The sequence below is a fragment of the Stenotrophomonas sp. 2YAF22 genome, assembly GCF_052114665.1.
GTDB classification, from domain to species: Bacteria; Pseudomonadota; Gammaproteobacteria; order Xanthomonadales; family Xanthomonadaceae; genus Stenotrophomonas; species Stenotrophomonas indicatrix.
In genome coordinates, this window is the sequence record NZ_JBFRFE010000183.1 from 1 (window position 1) to 6,901 (window position 6,901).

Here is a 6,901-nt window from a genome sequence, read left to right on the forward strand (position 1 = left end):
GGTGGCCACCGCCCTGGTCATGATGCAAGGGCTGCAGCAGGTCGAAATGCACGTTGGCCGGCCCGCTTGCCGCGAGGTTGTCCAGGGTGTCGCCGTATTCCTTGTGCAGCGGGCTCTGCCGCAACATCGCCAGCAGCTTGCCGGCATCGCCTTGGCTGTCGGCGCGGACGTACAGTGGCTGCTGGCCGAAATCCCGGATCCCGGCTTCGAACGTCTGCACCGCCACGCCAGCCAGATCGCCGCGGCCCTGCATGTGGAAACCGGGCCCAATGAAGGCGACATCGGCGTCCACCTGGCCCATCAACGGCCAATCGTGCTGGAAGCGGATGTCACCGTTGGTGATGTGCCCAGTGGCTTCGAAGCGGCCATCGTTGTTGTCGAACGGCCAGTCGTCCAGGTCACCACTGACCAGTCCGATGCCGTTGCGCACCTGGCCACCGGCCAAGGCCATGTCCAGCCAGTCGGTGGCGCCCTTGCTCATCCTGGAATGGATCCAGAAACGCTTGGCCGCGGTCATCGGTACGTCGTCCAGCTTGGCCGCCAGTTGCATCCACGGCCGGGTGCCATCGCCCTGGAACCAGAGACCACCGCGCACGTCGGCGGCGTAGTCGGTACCTTCCACACGCATCGCCGGGGTGCCGATGCGCCAGCCACCGGCCTCGTCGCGCCAACCGACGATCTGCCCGGCCAGGTGCAGGTCGTGACGCACGCCGAAACCGGTCGGCCAATCGAACTGCAGCTGGCGCTGGGGTTGCAGCTGCAGGCTGAAGCCGTTGGCATCGCCCTCGAAGCGGCCGCCCAGGCCACGCAGGCCCGGCGAGTTGCCGACGCTGGCAAAGCCCAGCGACTGCAGTTCGCCCTGTACCCACAACGGGCCACCCTGCTGGCCGCGCAACTGCACCTGTGCCACGTCCAGCTGCGGCTTGGCCAGGTACAGCCAATGCCGCAGGCCCGCATCCAGTCGGTCGCTGAGCGCCAGCGCGCGCAACGCGGTACCCGCCTGCGCTGCTGCGGCCTGCACCTGCATCTGCTTGCCCACCCGCAGTTGTAGCCCGTCGAGCTGCTGCTGGCTGCCATCGGCCTGCAGGCGCAGGCGCGGCACCTGCAGCGCCCAGCCTTCTGCCGTCCGCTGCCAACGCAGGCGCGCCTGCAGCCGTTGCAATTGAATTTCCGGGCGCGCCACGCCAGGCATCGGCGCGCCTTCGACACGCAGATCACGCAGATCCGAATCGGTGATCAGCGCCACCGGGGCGAAATCACGCAGGGTCAGCCACAGGTTGAGCTCGCCCTTGCCCTCGCGCAGGCGCATGCCGCCGGCCGCCAGCAACGGCGCCCAGGCACGGAAATCGATCGGATCGGCACCTACCCAGGCCTGGCCGGTGCCGCGCTGGCGATCCAGGTCCAGCACCGCCGTCAGCGGCAAGGCGTCGGTCTGTGCCCAGGCACGCACGCCCACCCGCAGGCGGTCGCCATCCACGCGCAGGCGCAGGTCGATACGTGGCAGGGTGGCGTCGACACCCAGTGCTGGCGCATGCACGCCGAGGCGGCCACCAATCACCTGCAGTTCGCCCAGCCGGCGCAACGCATCCAGCGGATCGCCGCCAGCGCGGGACTGCGGCAGGCCGCGCACCGACCAGCGGCCATCGGCGGCCTGCTGCAGGTCCAGCGCCAAGCCACGCAGCCGCAGTTCGGTCAGCGAACGGCCCGGCAACAGGCCGCTGTATATCGACACCAGCACCTCGGCTTCGCCGATGGCCAAGCCCTGGCCCGCGCCGATGCGCAGGCCCTTCAACTGCAGCAATGGACCGCGTCGGGTCCAGGTAGTGTCCAGGCGTTCGAAACGCACCGGTTGTCCGGCACGCGCACTCAGCCAGGCTGCGATCCGGTCCGGATGACGCTCAGCCAGCGGCAGCAGCTGGCTGAGGGTGCCGACCAGCAGGGCAAGCCCGACCAGGCCAACCGCGCATGCGGCGATGAAATGACGGCGGATCCTTCGCAGTCGCAGGCGCGGCGGCGCGCTCATCGGCCACCGAAAGCAGACAGTCGGCCTGGATCAGAGCAGAACAACATCGAACTGCTCCTGCAGGTACTGCTCGTCCGCCTGGAAGCGGATGCTCTTGCCGAGGAACTCCTCCAGCTCGGCCACGGCCGTGGATTCCTCATCGGTGATCCGCGCCACAACCTTGCTGGACGCGATAACCAGCAGGCGCGCGGCATCGAACTGGCGCACCGCGCGGGTGATCTCGCGGAAGATCTCGTAGGTCACCGTTTCGGTGGTCTTGATGGTGCCGCGGCCACTGCACTGCGGGCAGGTTTCCGACAGCTGGCGCTCCAGGCTTTCCACCGTGCGCTTGCGCGTCATCTCCACCAGGCCCAGCGGCGAGAAGTCGTACACCGTGGTCTTGGCATGGTCGCGGGCCAGCGCCTTTTCCAGGGTACGCAGTACCTGGCGGCGATGCTCGGCGTCATCCATGTCGATGAAGTCGATGATGATGATGCCGCCCAGGTTGCGCAGGCGCAGCTGCCTCGCCACCGCCTGCGCGGCCTCCAGGTTGGTGCGGAACACCGTCTCTTCCAGGTTGCGCTGGCCGAGGAACGAGCCGGTATTGACGTCGATGGTGGTCATCGCCTCGGTCTGGTCGATCACCAGGTAGCCACCGGATTTCAGCGGTACCTGCTTGTCCAGCGCACGGCCGATCTCGTCCTCGACCCCGAACATGTCGAAGATCGGACGATCGCCGCTGTACAGCTCGATCTTCTCTGCCAGCACCGGCATGTACTTGGCCACGAACGCCTGCAGCTGGGCGAAGGTCTCCTTCGAGTCCACCTTGACCTTGTCCACGTCCTTGCGGATCAGGTCGCGCACCGAACGCAGCGGCAGGCTCAGGTCTTCATAGATGTTGCTGCACGACGCCGCCTCGCGGCCGCGGCGCTCGACCACGTTCCATACCCGTGACAGGTAGGCGATGTCTTCGGCGATGGCCTCGGCCGGCTGGCCTTCGGCATTGGTGCGCACGATGTAGCCGTAGCCGCCGTGCTGGGCCGACAGTTCGGTCACCAGCGCCTTCAGCCGCGCGCGCTCGCCTTCGTCCTCGATGCGCGCCGACACGCCCACCACCTTCGACTGCGGCAGCAGCACCATGTAGCGGGAGGGAATGCTGATCTGGGTGGTCAGGCGTGCGCCCTTGGTCCCGATCGGATCCTTCACCACCTGCACCACGATGTCCTGGCCGTCGCGCAGCAGCTCCACGATCGGCACGCTGGACGGCGGCGGCAGGGTCGTGTTCTCGGTATCGGCGCTGGCCACCGGCGCCGGCCGCACCACGTCGTTGGCGTGCAGGAACGCGGCGCGCTCCAGGCCCACTTCGACGAATGCCGCCTGCATGCCCGGCATGACCCGTTGCACCTTGCCCTTGTAGATGTTGCCGACCACACCCCGGCGCCAACCGCGCTCGATGTGCAGTTCCTGCAGCATGCCGTTCTCGATCACCGCGACCCGGGTTTCGCGCGGGGTCACATTGACCAGGATTTCCTCAGACATCGGCAGCCTCCCTGGCGGCATCAGCAGTTGGGGCCAGCACGCCGCAGCGGGCCAGCAGACGATCGGTATGCAGCAACGGCAGCCCCATGACGCCGGAGTAGCTGCCGGAAAGGTGTTCGATCCAGCGCTCGGCACCGCCCTGGATGGCATAGGCACCCGCCTTGTCCAGCGGCTCGCCGGTGGCGACGTAGGCAGCGATGTCGGCGGACTCGATGGCGGCGAAGGTGACCTCGGAAACGACCAGTTCGCTGTCCAGTCCCTGCGCGTCCACCACCACCACGGCGGTCATCACCTGATGGGTGCGCCCGGCCAGCCGTGCCAGCATCGCCCGCGCGTCGGCCGCGTCGGCCGGCTTGCCGAATACTTCGCCATCGAGCACCACTTCGGTATCCGACCCCAGCACCCTCGCCTGCGGGTCCTCGGCCAGCACCCGTGCCAGGCCGGCGCGCGCCTTGTCGGCGGCGACCCGGCAGACATAGTCCTGGGCACTTTCAGAGGCCGCGCGCTGCTCGACGACCTCCAGGTCCAAGGCCTGGAAAGGGTGTCCGAGTCGGGCCAGCAGCTGGTTGCGTCGGGGGGAGCGGGAAGCAAGATAGAGCATCGACACAGCATAACCTGACGCCGGTACCTGAATCGTCGGACAATCCTTCCCCGGCGCCTGCAACCCCGAACGGACTCACAACGCGTTCATCGCTACGACACCACCCTCAGCGCCACAACAAGGAGATCCCATGCGTCGCACCGCCACCCCGCTGCTGCTTGCCCTGTCCCTCGCCCTTGGAGCTTCGATGACCGCCCATGCCGATCCGTCGTCGCCGTCGATCGCCGCCGCGGCCGAAGGCACCCTGCTGAACATCTCGGCCAACGCCGAAGCCACCCGCGTGCCGGACGTGGCCACGCTGTCGGCCGGTGTGGTCACCCAGGCCGCCGACGGCAACAGCGCCATGCGCCAGAACGCCCAGCAGATGGACAAGGTCCTGGCCGCGATCAAGGCCGCCGGCATCGCCGAGCGCGACGTGCAGACCAGCGGCGTCAGCCTCAACCCGCAGTACCGTTATGCCGACAACGAAGCACCGAAGATCACCGGCTACCAGGCCAGCAACACCGTCAGCCTGAAGGTCCGCGACATCGCCAAGCTCGGCAAGGTGCTGGACGCGCTGGCCGCGCAGGGCGCCAACCAGATCAACGGCCCGCAGTTCGAGATCGACCAGCCCGAGCCGGTCTATGACGAAGCGCGCCTGGCGGCACTGAAGAAGGCCCAGGCCCGTGCCCAGACCTATGCGAAGTCGCTTGGCCTGCAGGTGCGCCGCATTGTCAGCATTTCCGAGAACGCCGGTGGCGGTTTCCGCCCGATGCCGATGATGCGTGCGCAGGCCGCCGGCATGGCAATGGACAAGGCCACCCCGGTCGCCCCGGGTGAATCGACCGTCTCGGTGAACCTGGACGTGGTGTTCGAACTGGGCCGCTGAGGCTCCTTCCGTTCAACCGACGGCGCCCTGCGGGGCGCCGTTTTCGTTTCCACCGCCGCCGTGCCGGCAGCGTTACATGAAGGGCAGCTCAACGCTGCCGCCCCTGCCTCTAGGCAGTGGTGGAGGCCGCGCGCTAATGATTGACTGCCAGCCGCGTGCGGCAACCCCGATGGCGGCCCTGGTGCGTTGAGGACTTCGACACTGGCATGGAGGTGGACCATGGTTCGTACGTATCCCGTAGTACCCCTGCACTTCGATCCCGCCCGCGTTGCCGCCTGGAGTGCGGCCATCGCCCTGCATCTGCTCGCGCTTCTGTTGTTGCTGATCCCGGCGACCTACCAGGCCGTCACCGCACTTCCCCGCGACCAGACCACGATCCGGTTCATTCCGAAGGAAGACCCGAAGCCGCCGGCACCGGTGCCGACCGAGCCTGAAAAGGTGGAGGTGGTGCACAAGCGGCAGGCCACGCCGGTGCCCGCACCGCTGCCGACGCCCACCGCGACCGTCGAGGAGGCCCAGGGCATCATCCTGCCGGCAGCCGAGCCGACCGCGGTGCAGGCTGCGCCGACCATTGCCCCGTCCACGCCGCTGGCCGGCGCCCAGCTGCAGTACCGCAGCAACCCGCCGCCCAGCTACCCGATCCAGGCCCTGCGCAATCACGAACAGGGCACGGTGCTGCTGCGGGTGGAGGTGGACCCCAGCGGACAGCCGGTGAACGTCAGCATCGAACGCAGCAGCGGCTCGCGCAGCCTGGACCAGGCCGCCCGCCAGCAGGTGCTGCGCCACTGGCGTTTCGTGCCGGCCGAGCGTGATGGCATGGCCGTTCCGGCCATCGGCATGGTGCCGGTGCAGTTCTCCCTGCCCAACTGACCCCTGGGCCGGCCCGGCACCTGCCGGGCCGGCAGTAACGGTGAATGGGCCGGAACAGGGCCAATCTGCCCGGTTATTTGAACTTCGTTGGAAAACCGTTACGAATTTAGTAAAACTTCACACCTTCGTCACCTGCCGGAAACCTAGATTGACGCGTCCCGGGACACACCGGAGACAGCCCTCAATGCTCGAGTTTTCCAGTCAGGAGAGAAGCTGTGAAACACCCGATCCAACGGCCCGCCAGCCGCCGCCGCAACCACCTGGCAACGTCCATCACCCATATCCTCACCGGCGGTGCCCTGCTGCTCGCCGGAGCCGTGGCTTCCTCTTCTGCATTCGCGCAGGAACAGGCCACCAACCTTGACCGGATCACCGTCACCGGTTCGAACATCCCGCGCACCAACACCGAGACACCGTCGCCGGTGCAGGTGGTGACCCGCCAGGAAATCGATCGCACCGGCAAGACCTCGCTGGCCGAGTACCTGCAGACCATCACCGCTGATGGTGCCGGCTCCATTCCCAAGACCTTCGGCAACGGCTTCGCCGGCGGCGGCGCCGGCATTTCGCTGCGCGGCCTGGGTGCCGGCTCCACGCTGGTGCTGTTGAACGGCCGCCGCATGGCCACCTATGGCCTGGCCGATGACGGCCAGAAGGTGTTCACCGACCTCAGCACCATCCCGCTCGACGCAGTCGAACGCGTTGAAGTGCTGAAGGACGGCGCCTCGGCAATCTACGGCTCCGACGCCATCGCCGGCGTGGTCAACATCATCCTGCGCAGCGACTTCCAGGGCGTGATCCTGCGTGGTTCCTACGGCCTGTCCGGCGACAGCGACGGCGACGCCAAGAAGGCGACCCTGACCGCGGGTACCGGCGACCTGGCCAGCGACGGCTGGAATGCATTCTTCAGCCTGGACGTCGGCAAGACCGACGCCATCAAGATCAGCGACCGCAAGAACCGCAAGTGGATCGGCACCGGCGACACCCGCCAGTGGGGCTATGACAAGACCGCACAGTTCCTGGG

General features: G+C 67.5%; 6 protein-coding genes. 3 read left to right on the top strand and 3 right to left on the bottom strand.

The window, feature by feature from the left end:
• The 3 genes from AB4Y84_RS09260 to AB4Y84_RS09270 form a co-directional block, all read right to left on the bottom strand.
• Positions 1-2,023, bottom strand: a 2,023-nt coding sequence (locus AB4Y84_RS09260) for a YhdP family phospholipid transporter (RefSeq protein ID WP_442250042.1), incomplete at its 3' end; no start/stop codon positions are given.
• 30 nt (positions 2,024-2,053) lie between these two features.
• On the bottom strand, positions 2,054-3,541 hold the full coding sequence (gene rng, locus AB4Y84_RS09265) for a ribonuclease G (protein ID WP_025879287.1): 1,488 nt from the start codon (positions 3,539-3,541) through the stop codon (positions 2,054-2,056).
• Entirely contained in the window at positions 3,534-4,142 is a 609-nt protein-coding gene (locus tag AB4Y84_RS09270; protein WP_080148327.1) for a Maf family nucleotide pyrophosphatase, read from the bottom strand. The genes rng and AB4Y84_RS09270 overlap by 8 nt, the downstream gene beginning before the upstream one ends.
• Before the next feature lie 130 nt (positions 4,143-4,272).
• Here AB4Y84_RS09270 and AB4Y84_RS09275 point away from each other — a divergent pair, with 130 nt between their 5' ends.
• The 3 genes from AB4Y84_RS09275 to AB4Y84_RS09285 form a co-directional block, all read left to right on the top strand.
• Positions 4,273-5,010, top strand: coding sequence for an SIMPL domain-containing protein (locus AB4Y84_RS09275; protein WP_025879289.1), 738 nt, complete (start codon positions 4,273-4,275; stop codon positions 5,008-5,010).
• Positions 5,011-5,229: 219 nt separating this feature from the next.
• Complete coding sequence (locus AB4Y84_RS09280) at positions 5,230-5,880, top strand: energy transducer TonB (protein WP_363732324.1); 651 nt, start codon at positions 5,230-5,232, stop codon at positions 5,878-5,880.
• 215 nt (positions 5,881-6,095) lie between these two features.
• Positions 6,096-6,901 (top strand): TonB-dependent receptor plug domain-containing protein (locus tag AB4Y84_RS09285; RefSeq protein ID WP_442250044.1); only part of this gene is annotated, 806 nt, incomplete at its 3' end.

What these genes read in the sequence shown, in the direction of transcription:
- AB4Y84_RS09275 (WP_025879289.1), top strand. Translation starts at nt 4,273, where the DNA reads ATGCGTCGCACCGCCACCCCGCTGCTGCTTGCCCTGTCCCTCGCCCTT.
- AB4Y84_RS09280 (WP_363732324.1), top strand. Translation starts at nt 5,230, where the DNA reads ATGGTTCGTACGTATCCCGTAGTACCCCTGCACTTCGATCCCGCCCGC.
- rng (WP_025879287.1), bottom strand. Translation starts at nt 3,541, where the DNA reads ATGTCTGAGGAAATCCTGGTCAATGTGACCCCGCGCGAAACCCGGGTC.
- AB4Y84_RS09270 (WP_080148327.1), bottom strand. Translation starts at nt 4,142, where the DNA reads ATGCTCTATCTTGCTTCCCGCTCCCCCCGACGCAACCAGCTGCTGGCC.